The 16,215-nt window shown below is 60.3% G+C and carries 12 protein-coding genes and 1 pseudogene; 8 read left to right on the forward strand and 5 right to left on the reverse strand.

Annotation, left to right across the window (positions count from 1 at the left end; translation table 11 throughout):
* Positions 1–18 precede the first annotated feature (18 nt).
* From ACLEJR_RS21920 to ACLEJR_RS21935, 4 genes are all read left to right on the forward strand, one after another.
* The gene (locus ACLEJR_RS21920; RefSeq protein WP_440795199.1) at positions 19–255 is read left to right on the forward strand and encodes a DUF1653 domain-containing protein; all 237 of its coding nucleotides are present in this window, start codon (positions 19–21) and stop codon (positions 253–255) included.
* 115 nt (positions 256–370) lie between these two features.
* Positions 371–2,983, forward strand: coding sequence for a type I DNA topoisomerase (gene topA / locus ACLEJR_RS21925; protein WP_440795201.1), 2,613 nt, complete (start codon positions 371–373; stop codon positions 2,981–2,983).
* Positions 2,984–3,228: 245 nt separating this feature from the next.
* On the forward strand, positions 3,229–3,753 hold the full coding sequence (locus ACLEJR_RS21930) for a DUF6586 family protein (RefSeq protein WP_440816452.1): 525 nt from the start codon (positions 3,229–3,231) through the stop codon (positions 3,751–3,753).
* A gap of 105 nt (positions 3,754–3,858) precedes the next feature.
* On the forward strand, positions 3,859–4,092 hold the full coding sequence (locus tag ACLEJR_RS21935) for a hypothetical protein (protein ID WP_047227208.1): 234 nt from the start codon (positions 3,859–3,861) through the stop codon (positions 4,090–4,092).
* A 63-nt stretch (positions 4,093–4,155) separates the two neighbouring features.
* Here ACLEJR_RS21935 and sulA read toward each other — a convergent pair whose 3' ends face one another.
* Positions 4,156–4,629 (reverse strand): SOS-induced cell division inhibitor SulA, encoded by a 474-nt coding sequence (sulA, locus tag ACLEJR_RS21940; RefSeq protein WP_440795206.1) that lies wholly within the window; start codon positions 4,627–4,629, stop codon positions 4,156–4,158.
* A gap of 10 nt (positions 4,630–4,639) precedes the next feature.
* A complete protein-coding gene (gene lexA / locus ACLEJR_RS21945) occupies positions 4,640–5,248 on the reverse strand; it encodes a transcriptional repressor LexA (protein ID WP_440816454.1) in 609 nt (202 codons plus the stop codon).
* A gap of 240 nt (positions 5,249–5,488) precedes the next feature.
* On the opposite strand from lexA, the gene ACLEJR_RS21950 reads away from it, so the two are divergent.
* The 4 genes and pseudogenes from ACLEJR_RS21950 to ACLEJR_RS21965 all read left to right on the forward strand — a co-directional run.
* Positions 5,489–6,196 carry a TetR/AcrR family transcriptional regulator gene (locus ACLEJR_RS21950; RefSeq protein ID WP_440816457.1) on the forward strand — a complete coding sequence of 236 codons (708 nt, stop codon included), beginning with the start codon at positions 5,489–5,491 and terminating at the stop codon, positions 6,194–6,196.
* A 183-nt stretch (positions 6,197–6,379) separates the two neighbouring features.
* Positions 6,380–7,378 (forward strand): beta-N-acetylhexosaminidase, encoded by a 999-nt coding sequence (gene nagZ, locus ACLEJR_RS21955; RefSeq protein WP_440816508.1) that lies wholly within the window; start codon positions 6,380–6,382, stop codon positions 7,376–7,378.
* 42 nt (positions 7,379–7,420) lie between these two features.
* Entirely contained in the window at positions 7,421–8,170 is a 750-nt protein-coding gene (locus ACLEJR_RS21960; protein WP_440816459.1) for an SWIM zinc finger family protein, read from the forward strand.
* 85 nt (positions 8,171–8,255) lie between these two features.
* Positions 8,256–9,266, forward strand: a pseudogene (locus tag ACLEJR_RS21965) (DEAD/DEAH box helicase); the annotation flags it as partial.
* Positions 9,267–9,384: 118 nt separating this feature from the next.
* On the opposite strand, the gene ACLEJR_RS21970 reads toward ACLEJR_RS21965, so the two are convergent.
* From ACLEJR_RS21970 to mfd, 3 genes are read right to left on the reverse strand one after another with little or no spacing between them, the layout of a single operon-like run.
* Positions 9,385–12,078 carry an SNF2-related protein gene (locus ACLEJR_RS21970; RefSeq protein ID WP_440816461.1) on the reverse strand — a complete coding sequence of 898 codons (2,694 nt, stop codon included), beginning with the start codon at positions 12,076–12,078 and terminating at the stop codon, positions 9,385–9,387.
* 11 nt (positions 12,079–12,089) lie between these two features.
* A complete protein-coding gene (locus ACLEJR_RS21975) occupies positions 12,090–12,656 on the reverse strand; it encodes a CsiV family protein (RefSeq protein ID WP_440795217.1) in 567 nt (188 codons plus the stop codon).
* Between the two features lie 10 nt (positions 12,657–12,666).
* Positions 12,667–16,116 (reverse strand): transcription-repair coupling factor, encoded by a 3,450-nt coding sequence (gene mfd / locus ACLEJR_RS21980; RefSeq protein WP_440816464.1) that lies wholly within the window; start codon positions 16,114–16,116, stop codon positions 12,667–12,669.
* Positions 16,117–16,215 lie beyond the last annotated feature (99 nt).

Raw genomic sequence — 16,215 nt, forward strand, 5'->3', positions numbered from 1 at the left:
TTCAGTGAGGGCCAGAACATGCCGATACAACCTGGGCTCTACCAGCATTACAAGGGGCCGCAGTACCGCGTATTCAGCGTCGCGCGGCATTCCGAAACCGAGGAAGAAGTGGTCTTCTATCAAGCCCTGTATGGTGATTACGGCTTTTGGGTGCGTCCCTTGAGCATGTTTCAGGAGTCCGTCGAGGTTGACGGCGAACAGGTCCCACGCTTTGCTTTGGTGCAGGCCGAGACGAGCATTTTTTCCAGGTCTTGAAGTCGGCACGCGGGTGACCCTGCGCTTGACCTCACCTTGCAGCCACTATATATAGCGGTGCCGCGTCAGGCGCCAACCGCCTTTCACTTTTTAGAATTCAGGAATTTTCTGATCCATGGGCAAATCGCTGGTCATTGTGGAATCCCCGGCTAAGGCCAAGACCATCAACAAGTATCTGGGCAACCAATACGTGGTGAAGTCGAGTATCGGCCATATCCGAGACCTGCCCACCAGCGGTTCGGCTAGCGCCAGCAAGGAGCCAGCCGCCAAGCGCGGCAAGGCGGCTGCGGGCGAAGCCCCGGCGCTGTCGCCCAAGGAGAAGGCGCGCAAGCAGCTGGTCTCGCGCATGGGGGTGGATCCGGAACATGGTTGGAAAGCCAAGTACGAGATTCTCCCGGGCAAGGAAAAGGTCATTGAAGAACTGCGTCGGCTCGCCAAGGACGCCGACACCATCTATCTCGCGACGGACTTGGACCGCGAAGGGGAAGCCATTGCCTGGCACCTGCGCGAAGCCATCGGTGGCGATGACAGCCGCTACAAGCGTGTGGTGTTCAACGAGATCACCAAGAAAGCCATCCAGGAAGCCTTCTCCGAGCCGGGCGAGCTGGACATCCATCGCGTCAACGCCCAGCAGGCGCGTCGTTTTCTGGACCGCGTGGTGGGCTACATGGTCTCGCCACTGCTGTGGGCCAAGATCGCCCGTGGCCTGTCGGCCGGGCGGGTGCAGTCGGTCGCGGTGAAGCTGGTGGTGGAGCGCGAGCGGGAGATCCGTGCGTTCATCCCTGAAGAGTACTGGGAAGTCCACGCCGACCTCGGCACTGCCAAGGGCGCTACCGTGCGTTTCGAGGTCGCCCGCGAGAAAGGCGAGGCCTTCAAGCCGCTCAACGAAGCCCAGGCGATGGCCGCGCTGGAGAAGCTCAAGGCTTCCAGCTACAGCATCGTCAAGCGCGAAGACAAGCCGACCAGCAGCAAGCCGTCGGCACCGTTCATCACCTCCACGCTGCAACAGGCCGCCAGTAACCGCCTGGGCTTTGGTGTGAAGAAAACCATGATGATGGCCCAGCGTCTGTACGAAGCCGGCTACATCACTTATATGCGTACCGACTCGACCAACCTCTCGGCCGATGCCGTGGCGATGGCGCGCACTTATATTGAAAGCGAATTCGGCAAGAAGTACCTGCCGGACACACCCAATGTCTACAGCAGTAAGGAAGGCGCACAAGAGGCTCACGAAGCGATTCGTCCGTCAGACGCCAACACCGAACCGAGCAAGCTGTCGGGCATGGAGCGTGACGCCGAGCGCCTCTACGAGCTGATCTGGCGCCAGTTCCTGGCATGCCAGATGTTGCCTGCGCAGTACCTGTCGACCACGGTCAGCGTCGGTGCCGGCGATTTCGAGTTGCGTGCCAAGGGCCGTATCCTGAAATTCGATGGTTACACCCGCGTCCTGCCACAAATAGCCAAGCCTGGGGATGACGATGTCCTGCCGGACATGGCCCAGGGCGATGTGATGAAGCTGATCAAGCTTGATCCGACGCAGCACTTCACCAAACCTCCGGCACGTTATTCCGAAGCCAGTCTGGTCAAGGAAATGGAAAAACGCGGTATCGGTCGTCCTTCGACCTACGCCGCGATCATCTCCACGATTCAGGATCGTGGTTATGTGGCCCTGCACAACCGTCGTTTCTACTCGGAAAAGATGGGTGACATCGTTACCGAGCGTCTGTCCGAAAGCTTCTCGAACCTGATGGACTACGGCTTCACCGCTGGCATGGAAGAGAACCTCGATGATGTGGCCCAGGGCGAGCGCGACTGGAAAAATGTCCTCGATGAGTTCTACGGCGACTTCAAGAAAAAACTTGAGGTGGCGGAAAGCCCTGACAGTGGCATGCGCGCCAACCAGCCGGTGATGACCGACATCCCGTGCCAGACTTGCGGACGACCGATGCAGATTCGTACCGCTTCTACTGGGGTTTTCCTGGGGTGCTCCGGCTACAGCCTGCCACCCAAGGAGCGCTGCAAGGCGACCGTCAATCTGGTGCCGGGCGACGAAATCGCTGCGGACGATGAGGGAGAATCGGAATCGCTGGTGTTGCGTGGCAAGCATCGCTGCCCAATCTGCAGCACCGCTATGGACGCTTATCTGCTGGATGAAAAGCGCAAGCTGCATATCTGCGGTAACAACCCGGACTGCGCCGGCTACGAAATCGAAGAGGGCAGCTACCGCATCAAGGGCTACGAAGGGCCGAGCCTGGAGTGCGATAAATGTGGTAGCGAGATGCAGCTCAAGACCGGCCGTTTCGGCAAGTTCTTCGGTTGTACCAACCCGACCTGCAAGAACACCCGCAAGTTGCTCAAGAGCGGGGACGCGGCACCGCCGAAGATGGACCCGGTGAAAATGCCGGAGCTTAAATGCGAAAAGGTCGACGATACCTACATCCTGCGCGACGGCGCTTCCGGGCTGTTCCTGGCGGCCAGTCAATTCCCGAAAAACCGCGAGACCCGCGCGCCATTGGTGATGGAGATCGTGCCGCACAAGGATGAGATCGATCCGAAGTACCATTTCCTCTGCGAAGCGCCGCAGAAAGACCCGGAAGGCCGTCCAGCGGTGATTCGCTACAGCCGCAAGACCAAGGAGCAGTACGTGCAGACCGAAGTCGATGGCAAGCCGACTGGCTGGAAGGCCTTCTACGACGGCGGCAAATGGAAGGTTGAAGACAAGCGCTGATTGGTGGAGGCAGGGGGCTTCCCCTGTGCCGATCAGTCAAGCAAACAACTGTGGGAGCAAGCCTGCTCGCGATAGCGGTGAATCAGGCAACATTGATGTTAATTGTTGCGCCGCTATCGCGAGCAGGCTCGCTCCCACAGGGTATCGCTTGATCCTCTGACTGTATTTGGCTTGCAGTGGTCTTGGTTGATCCACGACACTGTCGCCCTTGCGTGAAGCTTTCATGTCGTTGGGAGAATGCCGCCATGGCCCACGAACTCTATACCCGCACCAACCAGAAAATCTATTTCGCCGGCCTGTCGCTTGAAGCACTGACGAGGGCTGAAGATGGGCGCGCAATGAACTCCCCGGCGTTGCTCCAGGCGGGGCGCGAGGCCGTGCTGTTTCATCTCTACGGCGCGTTGTTGGGGCTATGCCATGAAATTGCTGGCTTTTATCGCCTGCCTCAAGCCAATGCGCCGCGGGCCGAGCTATTGTTGACGCGGGACGTGCTGCAGAGCATCGCCATCCCTGAATTGGCTGAAATGGTCGAATTGGCTCATAACCCGGAAACCTGGCTGGCAAAGCTCTTGGCTGCCCACGCGGCGCTGTACCAACCGCCCAGGGCACCGCACAAGCCCAGGGGCGACGTGACCCAGCCGCTGATCGTGGCGGTTAACCTGGATGAACCAGAACCTGAAGAGGAATTGAGCCGGGAGGAGCTGGAGAGTTGGCGCCAGAGCCTCAAGAGCTTGGCAATACGCTTTCGCGAAGGGTTGAACGAGTGCTGAATTTTCCTTCGACTCGCTCTGTTTGTTGATAACGCTGGTCAAGATACCGAGCGAAGCCTGGCCGATGACTATATAATCCTCGCCTTTCGTGGAGAACAGACTTTTATGCCAACGTCCTTTCTAGAAATCGTCGAACTTCCTGATGGCCGTATCGAGCTGCGCAGGGCCGAAGACGAAGGTTCTCTGGTCACCTTGAACTTCTCTGAAGACGCCAAGGCGTTCCTTCAAGGCCAGCATGTCGAGGTTGCCAAGGCGATGCTGAGCGTAGGCGTTCAGATGGCTGGCCGCCTGGTTGAAGGCGAATTCAACAAGGAAGAGGGCCCGCGGGTTCTGCATTGATCCTGTCTTTCAGCGAGTCAAATCTTATCGGCTTCTCTGTCCTGGAGAAGCCCCGCGTGTGTCTTAGCCCAATCGAATATTCAAACTTTGTGCGTCTCCGGTGCGAGCGGCACTGATCAGTTGCTGCCGTGCGCTGGCGGTCAAGGGGTTGAGCCAACTGACCACGGTATGGCTTCGACCCAGGCGTAGCGCCTCGCAGGTCAATTGTTGGGCGCTTTGAGTGCCTCGGGGTTGCAACAGCAGAATGCGTTCGCGGTTCAGACCGGCGTCTCGCAGCCAGGCTTGGGTTACGCTGGCCGGTGGCGCGATCAGCGTCAGCCAGCGGGCATCCTGATCCTGGCTCAGCTCGCGCAGAACCGGTGCCAGCAGGTTCAGGCAGTTCCCAGCCGCGCCACGTAACGACAGTTCACTGAAAGCCTCGGGCTCGACGCCCCAGGGCGACTCGATGACTTCCTTCAGAACTGGAACCAGCGGTTGGGCCATGAATGCCTCGAACAGCGGAAGTTGTGTGTGTTGCGGAGTGTGAGGGAACTGCATAAAGCCTCCTTTAGCGGCGAATGACGCCGACGCTCAAGCCTTCGATGACCAGTTCCTGATCTTTCAGGTTGACTTCGATGGGAGCGAATTCCGGGTTCTCGGCGATCAACCAGACTTTGCTGCCGTCGCGCTTGAAGCGCTTGACGGTCACTTCGTCACCGATGCGGGCCACTACGACCTGGCCGTTGCGAGCTTCACGGGTGGTGTGCACGGCCAGCAGGTCACCATCGAAAATGCCGATGTCCTTCATGCTCATGCCGTGTACACGAAGCAGGTAGTCAGCTCGTGGATGAAAGAACGAAGGGTTGATGTTGCAGAATTCCTCGACATGCTGCTGGGCCAGGATCGGGGCGCCGGCTGCAACCCGGCCGATGATCGGCAAGGTGGTCTCGTCGGCCTTGGCTTCGAAGCCGGGTATGCGAATGCCTCGGGAGGCGCCCGGGGTCATTTCGATAGCTCCCTTGCGGGCCAGCGCTTTTAGGTGCTCTTCAGCCGCGTTGGGCGATTTGAACCCCAGTTCCTGAGCGATTTCCGCACGGGTTGGCGGGTAGCCATTGTCTTCGAGGCAACGTTTGATGAAGGCCAGAATCTCTGCTTGGCGTGGCGTCAGCTTTAGCATATTGATCGCTCTGTCTTTTTATACAGTGACTGGGATTATATACAGTGGGCGCCGCTTGGCAATCCTCCTTTTTTGGTATGTCGCCGGACGGTCGAGCGCTCGCTTGGCTTGACATCGTCACAGCGGGCGAAAAGGTGTGGTTAAATAGCTGACCGGGCGTTCGCAAAACGTCCCGGCAGGCTTGACAACCCCAGGGCTGAAACGTATGTTTCAAACAAGTGTTTGTCAGGCGGAGTACCCATGGCCCAGTCGGAAACCGTTGAACGCATTCTCGATGCTGCCGAGCAGTTGTTCGCGGAGAAAGGTTTCGCTGAAACCTCGTTGCGTTTGATCACCAGCAAGGCCGGGGTGAACCTGGCGGCGGTGAACTATCACTTCGGTTCGAAAAAAGCGCTGATCCAGGCGGTTTTCTCGCGGTTCCTCGGGCCTTTCTGTATCAGCCTCGACCGCGAGCTGGAAAGGCGCCAGGCCAAGCCCGATGTCAAGCCGACCCTCGAAGAGTTGCTGGATATCCTCGTCGAACAAGCCCTCGTCGTACAGCCACGCAGTGGCAATGACCTGTCCATTTTCATGCGTCTGCTGGGTCTGGCGTTCAGTCAGAGCCAGGGCCACCTGCGGCGTTACCTGGAGGACATGTACGGCAAGGTGTTCCGTCGCTACATGCAGCTGGTCAACGAAGCGGCCCCACGTATTCCCCCTATCGAATTGTTCTGGCGCGTGCATTTCATGCTCGGCGCTGCGGCCTTCAGCATGTCCGGCATCAAGGCGTTGCGAGCCATCGCTGAGACCGACTTCGGGGTAAATACTTCGATCGAGCAGGTGATGCGCCTGATGGTGCCGTTCCTGGCCGCCGGCATGCGCGCCGAAAGCGGTGTTACCGATGAGGCCATGGCGGCCGCGCAACTGCGTCCGCGCAGTAAATCCGCTCCGGTTCCCGCCAAGGTTTGAGCAGCCGAGTGGGCGTGGCGGCTCACATCCGCTAAGCTAGCCGCCCATGCCGACTTTCGTCTCGAACCCGTTTGATTATTCGCTACGTGATCGCGACCTGCCAATCACTGCGCTGGGCGACAAGGGCATCTCTGTCTTGCCGCACGGGTTCTTCGTTATTAAGGAAATGATATGACTGCTGGCCTGCAAGGCTCGTTGATGGTGGACGTCGCCGGTACCTGGCTGACGGCCGAGGATCGTCACCTGTTGCGCCAGCCTGAAGTGGGCGGCCTGATCATTTTTGCCCGCAATATCGAGCATCCGCGTCAGGTTCGTGAGCTGAGTGCCTCGATCCGGGCCATCCGGCCAGATCTTTTATTAGCGGTCGATCAGGAAGGCGGCCGGGTCCAGCGACTGCGCCAAGGCTTTGTGCGACTGCCGGCAATGCGGGCGATCGCCGATAACCCGAACGCCGATTACCTGGCCGAGCAGTGTGGCTGGATCATGGCCACCGAGGTGCTGGCGGTCGGCCTGGACTTGAGTTTCGCGCCGGTGCTGGACCTGGATTATCAACGCAGTGCTGTCGTCGGCAGCCGGTCCTTTGAACGCGATCCTGAGCGCGCCGCACTGTTGGCCGGAGCGTTCATCCGGGGCATGAAGGCTGCCGGGATGGCAGCTACTGGCAAGCATTTCCCTGGGCATGGCTGGGCCGAGGCCGATTCCCATGTGGCCATTCCGAATGATGAGCGCAGCCTCGAGCAGATCCGCAACAACGACCTGGTGCCCTTTGCCCGCCTGAGCAAGCAACTGGCGGCGGTGATGCCGGCCCATGTCATTTACCCACAGGTCGACGCCCACCCAGCCGGATTTTCCCGGCGCTGGTTGCAGGATATCCTGCGAGGCGAGTTGCAGTTCGACGGCGTGATCTTCAGTGATGACCTGTCCATGGCCGGTGCCCATGTTGTGGGCGACGCGGCCAGTCGGATCGAGGCAGCCTTGACGGCCGGTTGCGACATGGGCCTGGTGTGCAACGACCGCGCCGCCGCAGAGTTGGCCTTGAGCGCTGCCCAGCGCTTGAAGGTCAAGCCTTCGGCGCGGATTGCACGGATGCGCGGTCAGGCATTTGCCAGCACTGAGTATCGTCAGGATCCGCGTTGGCTGGAGGCAATTGGGGCGCTGAAAGCAGCTCAACTGATCGATTAAGGACTTGGAGGTGGCTGTCTACATTCTCTTCGGTGGCACTCCATGACCCATTCAATTGAAGAGCTTCTCGAGACTGACTGGATGGAGGAGTTTGGTCCCCGTGATCTTGAGCGCGGATTCGACTACGCCGAGAGAAATGACATCCGGATACTGCGTGTAGAAGAGCGAGCGATTCTCACTGAATGCCAGGGCAGTGGCGACAACACCTATCAGCAAGTCATCAAGCTCACTCGTTATCGGGGCTACGACAGTGTTCATTACGAATGCTCATGCCCGGTCGGCTCCAACTGCAAGCACTGTGCTGCCGTCATGTTCCATCTCCTGGGTAATCCGCAAGCACTGCAGACCGGTTCTGCCGGTGAGCGCCTGAGTACGGAGCTTGAAGCCTGGATCTCGCATATTCCTGCTCCAGGTCCCGAGTCGGCAGCCACCGGGACAACCGATGCCCGGCTCTTCTACAAACTCCAGAAAGTACATTCCGGAAAGTGGAAACTTGAACTGTTCAAGGGGCGTCAGCTCGACGACGGCTCCTTGAAGGACCTTAAAGCGTTCGGTCAACTGACTGAGATGTTGATTCGCTTTCCGGATTACATGTCCGATATCGACAAACAGATCGGTCAGTCGCTGGTCAGCAGTCAGCATCATCATAGCCAGAACAGTTTTCTCTTGCAGGGGCGTCATGGCGCCGAGGTGCTTGCACTTGCATTAAAGTCCTCTCGCTTGTTCCTTGAATTTCACCTGCCGCAGCCTCTGATCGCTGGCCCCCCAAAAAGCGACATCGCGCTGCGTTGATCTTCACTTACGACGGTCACGTTGCGGACGATGACGCAGCCACCGAGATATTGGTCTTGTCAGGGACAGAGACCCTGCGAATCCGAACTGGATGCAAAACCTGCGTGAGCTGGAGGTCGGCGGCATCCTGGGTGATGACATGGGCCTGGGCAAAACCTTGCAGACCCTGGCCCACCTGCTTTACGAGAAACAGACTGGACGTCTGGATCTGCCGGCGCTGGCGGTCATGCCCACCAGTCTGATTCCCAACTGGCTCGATGAAGCTGCGCGTTTCACGCCACAGCTCAAGGTCATGGCGCTTCACGGTACTGGCCGGCAAAAAGATTTCAGCAACCTGGCACAGTACGATCTGGTACTGACGACTTATGCCTTGTTGCCACGGGATCTGGAAGCGCTAAAGCCTCAGGCGTGGAGTGTGTTGATCCTCGATGAGGCGCAGAACATCAAGAATCCTGCCAGCAAGGCGGCCCAGGCTGCTCGTGAACTTAACGCCCGGCAGCGCCTGTGCCTGTCAGGTACCCCGCTGGAAAATCACCTGGGTGAACTTTGGTCGCTGTTTCATTTCCCGTTGCCCGGTTGGCTGGGTGACAGTAAGGCCTTCAACCGGGACTATCGGACACCGATCGAAAAGCACGGTAACCGCGAGCGCATGCATCACCTGACGGCGCGAATCAAACCTTTCCTGTTGCGGCGTAGGAAGGAGCAGGTCGCTACTGAGTTGCCTCCCAAGACTGAAATCGTGCATTGGGTCGATCTCAGCGAAGGGCAGCGGGATGTCTATGAGACCGTGCGCATCGCGATGGACAAGAAGGTGCGCGATGAGATTGCCCGCAGCGGCGTGGCTGGCAGCCAGATCATTATTCTGAACCCGGCAGTGGAAAATCAGGCCACCGACCGTGCGTACCGAATCGGGCAAAACAAGCCGGTGTTCGTCTATAAACTGATTGCCCGCGGTACGGTAGAGGAGAAGATACAGCTTCTCCAGCAGGACAAGGCTGCGTTGGCGGGCAGTGTGTTGGATGGCGGAACGACAGGCGGATGGAAGCTTGAGCAGAGTGACATCGAAGCGCTGTTTGCACCGTTGCCCAGGGCCTGAGGCTCATTCGACTCTTCGATTGCCTGCTCGCGATGATGGCGGTGCGGTCAATATTTCCATTCGCTGACCCACCGCTATCGCGAGCAAGCTCGGCTCCCACAAGGAGCGGCGGCATGGGTTAGCGCTTCTCCAGCTTATCCGGCAGTGGCGCAAACAGTGCCTCTATGTCCTCGCTCTGCAACTTCCAGTCTCCGGCCACGCGTCCATCCAGGACGCCCGCTGCAAGGTCGGACTTTTCCTTTTGCAGCAACTGAATCTTCTCTTCCACCGTACCGCGGGCAATCAGTTTGTAGACGAACACCGGTTTTTCCTGGCCGATGCGATAAGCGCGGTCGGTGGCCTGGTTTTCGGTCGCCGGGTTCCACCATGGGTCGTAATGGATCACCGTGTCGGCTTCTGTCAGGTTCAGTCCAACGCCACCGGCCTTCAGGCTGATCAGAAAGATCTGACGCTTGCCGCTCTGGAATTCTTTCACCGGCGTACGACGGTCGCGGGTCTGGCCGGTCAGGATGGCATAGTCGACGCCGCGTTTCTTCAGTTCACTCTCAATCAGGGCCAGCATCGAGGTGAACTGGGAAAACAGCAGTACCCGGCGACCTTCTTCAAACAGCTCATCAAGCATTTCCATCAGGCTGTCGAGTTTGCCCGAGGTGCTGCCTCGGGTGGGCAGGGTGGCGTCGTTGATCAGGCGTAGGTCGCAACACACCTGGCGCAGCTTGAGCAGCGCTTCGAGGATGATGATCTGGCTGCGGGCCACACCTTTGCGGGTGATCTCGTCGCGGACCTTCTTGTCCATCGCAAGCCGCATGGTTTCGTAGACATCCCGCTGGGCATCGCTGAGTTCGACCCAATGGATGATCTCGGTCTTGGGCGGCAGCTCCGTTGCCACTTGCTCCTTGGTCCTGCGTAGCAGGAAAGGTTTTATCCGACCGTTAAGGTGCTGCAATCTGACGTCGCTGCCACGCTTTTCGATCGGCACCCGGTAATCACGATTGAAACTCTTCACATCCCCGAGCCAGCCCGGCAACAGGAAGTGGAACAGCGACCACAGCTCGCCCAAGTGATTTTCCAGTGGCGTACCGGACAGGCACAGGCGCTGCCGGGCGTCGAGCTCACGAGCGGCCTGTGCGGCTTTGCTGGTGGGGTTCTTGATGTACTGGGCCTCATCGAGAATCAACACATGCAGCGGCTGCGCTTTCAGGCGCTCGACATCCTTGGGCAGTAGCGCATAAGTGGTGAGGATCAGGTCGTATTCGGCCAGGCGCGCGAAATGTTTCTTGCGCCCGGCGCCGTACAGTGCCAATACCTTGAGTTGCGGGGTGAAATGGCTCGCTTCGTCGAGCCAGTTGGGAATCAGGCTGGTGGGCATCACCACCATGCATGGCCGGTCGAGGCGCCCGGCGTTTTTTTCGCTAAGAATATGCGCCAGGGTCTGTAGGGTCTTGCCCAGGCCCATGTCGTCCGCGAGGATGCCGCCGACTTCCAGCTGACGCAGTGATTGCATCCAGCTCAGGCCTTCGAGTTGATAAGGCCGTAGCGTCGCGTTCAAGCCTTCGGGCGCGGTGCAGATGTAATCCTTGATATCCCGCAGGCGCTGGGCCAGGCCGCGAATGTGTTCGCCGCCTTCCCAACTCAATGGCATGTCTTGCAGCGGGTTCAGCCGTAAGGCGTCCGCGTTGTTGAGGCGCAGTTTGGTGGTGCCGGGTTCTTGCAGGTAAAACTCGCCGAGGGTCGCCAGCACCGGTTTCAGCCGGCCATAGGGCAGCGCAACTTGCTGCGGACCGAACTCGGAGTTTGGCCGATTGGGCAGGTTGACCAGGATGAGCTCGTCATCGCGGCGCCTGGCGAGGCGTTCCGGATTGAACAGTTCGATGTGCGAACGCATCAGATTCAGCAGGATCGGCAACAGGCTCAAGCGCTCGCCGTTGACGATGATCCCCAGCTCCAGGTCGAACCAGTCACGCTCCGGGGCTTCTTCCACCGTGGCGTACCAGTCGTCGACGGCGGTCAGGTCGAAGCCGAAATCCTCGTCGATCTGTAATTCCCAGCCCTGGTCGCGCAATTTCGGCAGATCGTTGAGGGTGAAGGTCAGCCAGGCGCTGTCGTTGACCATCTCGTACAGTTCGCCGGCGCTTTCGGGCAACGCCTTGCTCTGCCGGGTCGCCACCTTGAAGCCGAGGATTCGCAGCTGTTCGCGATAGGACTGTTCCACATCGGTGTGGCGTTTTATCCGCAGTGTCTGGGTTTCCTGGCGAATCAGCACGTCGGTGTTGCGCTGACCGCTGACGTATTCGTCCAGGTAGCTGAAGGATAGGGCGGCGCGGTGCTGGATGTAGCGTTGCATCTTGCCGTTGCGTGGCTCGAAGGCGCTGAATTCGATGCTCGCCAGCCATAGGCGTGGCAGCGGTTGCACATTGTCCACCAGCACTTGCGGCGGGGCCTTGGGGCTGCGGTTGTCCAACACCGCCTGGAGCTTCTCCAGCAACTGCGCGTCTTTCTCGGCGGCCGGGTAGGCGAGGGTTTCCTGGACTTGCAGCAGCACCGCCGCGCAGTGCTTGCAGTTGATGCGCACCGGACAGGAGCAAGCAGCTTCAAGCAGGATCAATGTCCCTTTGGCTGACTCTTTGAGACGAATGGTCTGACGGTAGATGCTGCCGCCAGAGCCTTCGCAGCTGGCGGTAATGGTGCTGTCGCCGGCCTCGACGATCCGCACGCGACTTTCCAACGCATAACGGCGCCCGCGCTCCAGGCTCTGTTCCTTGAATCGATTGACCCAGGAAGGTGCCAGCGGTTTGCTCAGGGGCGAGGGCATAGGCGCGCCGATCAGTCCGGAATGACGTCAGGCGCCTGCCGTGGCGCGGGCGCAGTCAGGGAGGTGATCTTGATCAGCAGGCCGAGGTGGCCGTTGTCGAGGAAGTTCAGTTGCCCGTTCTTGGTATGGCTCTGTTGTTTGAGGCGCTCGCTGGCGGTGACCAGGCCGTTGGCGTCGATCTGGTTGATCCAGAAATCGGCGTCCACGTCGGTGAAGCGGCCCAGCTTCAGTTCAAGAGTGCCCTCGATGGGAAACTGACCGAATTGTTCGGCACCGTCGCTGACGGCGACCTTGCTCCCCTGTTCGCCCAGATGCTGTTGCCAGGCCTTATGCATCAACACTGTGTATTGGCCGCTGGCGTTGAGTTTTTCGACGATGTTGCCCAGCGCCGGCGTGCGCTGGCTGTCCGCGCCCAGGCGTTGCGCCCCGGCGTCCCAGTCTTCCGGCGCGGCGCGGCTGATGATTGCCGGTTCGGCGTTCTGGCGCACCAGGATCATTTCAACCTGATACAGGTCGTCGGCAAACGCCAGGGGAGCGACCAGGGTCATCAACAAGGTCAGTGAGCGAAACAGGCGCATGTGGCGTCCTTCAAGCAGTGGTCGGGGTAAGGCGCTCGAACAGCGCTTCTACGGTGTTGAAACGCTCTTCCGGGCGCTCCATGGGCACCATGAATTTGAACATCGTGGCACCTTCGAATTTGTAGCGCTTGGGCTGGCCCTGGATCAGCTTGATCAGCACCAATGGATCGACCGGCGTCTGGGCCTCGAATTCGATACGACCGCCGTTGGGGCCGCCGTCGACTTTCTTGATGCCCAACTGTTCGGCCTTGAGCTTGAGCAGCGTGGTGCGCACCAGGTTCTTGGTCGGTTCCGGCAGCAGGCCGAAGCGGTCGATCATCTCCACTTGCAGATCCTTGAGGCCGTCCTCGTCGGTGGCCGAGGCGATGCGTTTGTAGAGGATCAGGCGCGCGTGGACATCCGGCAGGTAGTCTTCCGGGATCAGCGCCGGCACCCGAAGGTTGATTTCCGGCCCGCCACCCAAGGGTTGGTCGAGGTTCGGCTGTTCGCCCTTGCGGATCGACTTGACGGCCCGTTCGAGCATTTCCATGTACAGGGTGAAGCCGACGGCCTGGATCTGCCCGCTCTGGCCGTCGCCCAGCAGTTCGCCGGCGCCGCGGATTTCCAGGTCGTTGGTGGCGAGCACGAAGCCGGCGCCCAGGTCCTGGGTGTTGGCGATGGCTTCCAGGCGCTTTTCCGCATCCGGCGTGATCTGCTGGCGCGGCGGCGTCAACAGGTAGGCGTAGGCCTGGTGGTGACTGCGTCCGACCCGGCCGCGCAACTGGTGCAACTGGGCCAGGCCGAACTTGTCGGCGCGCTCGATGATGATGGTGTTGGCGCTCGGCACGTCGATGCCGGTCTCGATGATGGTCGAGGCGATCAGCACGTTGAAGCGCTTGTGGTAGAAGTCGCTCATCACCTGTTCGAGTTCGCGTTCGCGCATCTGCCCGTGGCCGATACCGATCCGCGCTTCCGGCACCAGTTCGGCCAGGTCGGCGGCGCATTTCTCGATGGTCTTGACGTCGTTGTGCAGGTAATAGACCTGGCCGCCACGCAGCAGCTCGCGCAGCAGGGCTTCCTTGACCGTGCTCTTGTTCTGCTCCATGACGAAGGTGCGCACCGACAGGCGACGGGCCGGCGGCGTGGCGATGATCGACAGGTCGCGCATGCCCGACACCGCCATGTTCAGCGTGCGCGGGATCGGCGTGGCGGTCAGGGTGAGGATGTCGACTTCGCTGCGCAGGGCCTTGAGCTGTTCTTTCTGGCGCACCCCGAAGCGATGTTCTTCGTCGATGATCACCAGCCCCAGGTTCTTGATCTTCACGTCGTCCTGCAGCAGCTTGTGGGTGCCGATGACGATGTCGATCTTGCCTTCGGCCAGGTCGGCAACGGCCGCGTTCACTTCCTTGGCGGACTTGAAGCGGCTCATCACCTCCACGGTTACCGGCCAGTCGGCGAAGCGGTCGCGGAAGCTGTTGTAATGCTGCTGGGCGAGCAGGGTGGTGGGCACCAGGATCGCCACCTGCTTGCCACCATGTACCGCGATAAACGCAGCGCGCATCGCCACTTCGGTCTTGCCGAAACCCACGTCGCCGCACACCAGTCGGTCCATCGGCTTGGCGGCGAGCATGTCGGCGCGCACGGCTTCGATGGTGGTCTGCTGGTCGACGGTTTCTTCGAACGGGAAGCCGGCACTGAAGGTTTCGTAGTCGGCTTTCGGATCGGCGAATGCATAACCCTCGCGGGCAGCGCGGCGGGCGTAGATATCCAGCAGCTCGGCGGCCACGTCGCGCACCTGTTCGGCGGCCTTGCGCTTGGCTTTCTGCCAGGTTTCCGAACCCAGGCGATGCAGCGGGGCGAGGGCGTCGTCGCTGCCGGTGTAGCGGGCGATCAGGTGCAGGTTCGCCACCGGCACGTAGAGCTTGGCGCCCTCGGCGTATTCCAGCGTCAGGAATTCGGCCGCCTGGTTGTCGATTTCCAGGGTCGCCAGGCCCAGGTAGCGTCCTACGCCGTGGTCGATGTGCACCACCGGAGCGCCTTCGCGCAGCTCGGTGAGGTTCTTGATGACGGCATCGTTGGCCGCGTCGGCGCGTTTTTCGCGCCGCCGCCGTTGCATCACGCGTTGGCCGAACAGCGGGCTTTCAGCCACCAGCGCCAGCGCCGGGTCCTCCAGGACCAGGCCGTCGTTCAATGGGGCGATGGTGATCGCCAGGCGATCCTTGCTGGCGATGAAGTCCGGCCAACTGTCCACCGTCTTCGGTCGCAGCTTCAGGCGCTCCAGCAGCTCCAACAGCACCTCGCGGCGCCCGGCGGTTTCGGCCGTGAAAAGCACGCGGCCGGGGAACTCGTCGAGAAATCCGGCCAGTGCCGCCAGTGGTTGCGTGGCCTTGGCTTCGATCGCCAGATCAGGCAAGGGCTTGGCCGCAAAGCGCTCGCGGCCGACCCCGGTGTCCACATCCTGCTGACTGGCGACTACGCGTGGCCAACTCTTGAGGCGGGCGAAGCAGTCTTCCACTGGCAGAAACAACTCGGCCGGCGGCAATAGAGGACGGGACGGATCGACGCGGCGTTCTTCGTAGCGGTTGCGCACGTCGTTCCAGAAGTTCTCTGCCGCCTGCTCGATGCCCGGCAGGGAAAACACCTGGGTGTCCTGGGGCAGGTAATCGAACAGGGTGGAGGTTTCCTCAAAGAACAGCGGCAGGTAATACTCGATACCGGCAGGGGTGATCCCGCTGCTCAGGTCCTGGAAAATCGGGCAACGGCGGAAATCCACATCGAAACGCTCGCGAAAACGCGCCTTGAAGCGGGTCACGGCGTCTTTCTGCAGGGGGAATTCCTTGGCCGGCAGCAGGCGCACCGACTGGACCTTGTCGATGGAGCGCTGATTTTCCGGATCGAAGGTGCGCAGGGTCTCGATTTCGTCATCGAACAGGTCGATGCGGTACGGCAGTTTGCTGCCCATCGGGAACAAATCGATCAATGCACCACGGACCGCGAACTCGCCGTGCTCGTAGACGGTGTCGACACAGCGGTAGCCACTGGCCTCCAGGCGGGTGCGCATTTGCTCGACGTCGAGTTTCTGGCCGATGTCCAGCACCAGGCTGCTGCCCAGCAGAAACTGCGTGGGCGCCAGGCGATGTAGGGCCGTGGTGATGGGCACTACCAAAACGCCATGACTGAGCTCCGGCAGCCGATAAAGACTGGCGATGCGCTGGGAAATGATGTCCTGGTGAGGCGAAAACAGATCGTAGGGCAGGGTTTCCCAGTCCGGGAAGTGCAGCACCGGCAGATCCGGAGCGAAGAAACCCAGCTCCTGTTCCAGGCGCTCGGCGCCCTGGCTGTCGGCGGTCAGCAGCAGGGTGAAACGCTTTGCAGCGCTGGCGGCCTCGGCAATGGCCAGGCTCAGGGCGGCACCGGGCAGATTGCCCCAGTGCTGTTTACCTGCCGCAGCAGGGAGTAGCGGAAGACGCAGAACGGGCACGGAAGGTTGAGCTCCAGCGTTGCGACAAAGTCGGCAATTGTAGCGGGGGAAGGGGGCTGCTGTCAGTCGCAGACTACCCGCGTAGACAGGAAAACCACG

This window comes from Pseudomonas sp. SMN5, assembly GCF_052041925.1.
Lineage (GTDB): Bacteria > Pseudomonadota > Gammaproteobacteria > Pseudomonadales > Pseudomonadaceae > Aquipseudomonas.

What these genes read in the sequence shown, in the direction of transcription:
- ACLEJR_RS21920 (WP_440795199.1), top strand. Translation starts at nt 19, where the DNA reads ATGCCGATACAACCTGGGCTCTACCAGCATTACAAGGGGCCGCAGTAC.
- topA (WP_440795201.1), top strand. Translation starts at nt 371, where the DNA reads ATGGGCAAATCGCTGGTCATTGTGGAATCCCCGGCTAAGGCCAAGACC.
- ACLEJR_RS21930 (WP_440816452.1), top strand. Translation starts at nt 3,229, where the DNA reads ATGGCCCACGAACTCTATACCCGCACCAACCAGAAAATCTATTTCGCC.
- ACLEJR_RS21935 (WP_047227208.1), top strand. Translation starts at nt 3,859, where the DNA reads ATGCCAACGTCCTTTCTAGAAATCGTCGAACTTCCTGATGGCCGTATC.
- sulA (WP_440795206.1), bottom strand. Translation starts at nt 4,629, where the DNA reads ATGCAGTTCCCTCACACTCCGCAACACACACAACTTCCGCTGTTCGAG.
- lexA (WP_440816454.1), bottom strand. Translation starts at nt 5,248, where the DNA reads ATGCTAAAGCTGACGCCACGCCAAGCAGAGATTCTGGCCTTCATCAAA.
- ACLEJR_RS21950 (WP_440816457.1), top strand. Translation starts at nt 5,489, where the DNA reads ATGGCCCAGTCGGAAACCGTTGAACGCATTCTCGATGCTGCCGAGCAG.
- ACLEJR_RS21960 (WP_440816459.1), top strand. Translation starts at nt 7,421, where the DNA reads ATGACCCATTCAATTGAAGAGCTTCTCGAGACTGACTGGATGGAGGAG.
- ACLEJR_RS21970 (WP_440816461.1), bottom strand. Translation starts at nt 12,078, where the DNA reads ATGCCCTCGCCCCTGAGCAAACCGCTGGCACCTTCCTGGGTCAATCGA.
- ACLEJR_RS21975 (WP_440795217.1), bottom strand. Translation starts at nt 12,656, where the DNA reads ATGCGCCTGTTTCGCTCACTGACCTTGTTGATGACCCTGGTCGCTCCC.